Origin of the sequence: Ruoffia halotolerans, assembly GCF_014049385.1 — a bacterium.
In the GTDB taxonomy this organism is placed as follows: Bacteria; Bacillota; Bacilli; order Lactobacillales; family Aerococcaceae; genus Ruoffia; species Ruoffia halotolerans.
Map to the genome: position 1 here is coordinate 1 of NZ_JACAOA010000073.1, position 500 is coordinate 500.

At 40.0% G+C, this 500-nt stretch carries 1 protein-coding gene and 1 pseudogene; both read right to left on the bottom strand.

Annotated features, from left to right (window positions below):
• On the bottom strand, positions 1 to 344 hold a 344-nt coding region (locus HW423_RS10965), incomplete at its 3' end, for a helix-turn-helix domain-containing protein (protein ID WP_235956491.1).
• 24 nt (positions 345 to 368) lie between these two features.
• Positions 369 to 500, bottom strand: a pseudogene (locus tag HW423_RS11580) (hypothetical protein); the annotation flags it as partial.

Genomic DNA, 500 nt, shown 5'->3' on the forward strand with positions numbered 1-500 from the left:
TATGAATAGCGCATAAAATAGTCCCGTATCGCGTTTTGTTTACGGTCCGGTAAAATATCGAATAGTTTTTTCTCATGGGCATCCATTAAGATACATGACATCGATTCTTGAACACTCTTCACTGATTTAAACTCATCAATCCCAATGTGTTCAGGCAAGGTGCGGTAAGATGGGGCCAATGCTTTGCCTGCTTTTTTAAGAACCTTCACGACCGTATAATCAGATATAGAGTAACGACGCGCAATCAGCGTCATAGATTGGACTTCACCTAGCTCTACCGCAACCATTCGTTTAAGGTCATTGGATATAAAACAGCCAGGATCAACCAAGGGTGTAGTTACCAAGCTATACTCTCCACAATGTTTACATTGATATTTTTGTTTCTTTAACTTTAATACGAGCGCATTAAAGTTCATACTAGGCAATTTTATAGTGCTCTTAGCGAACCCGTACTTAATCATGTCTTGGGTTGACTTATTGCGCACACCACACTTAGGACA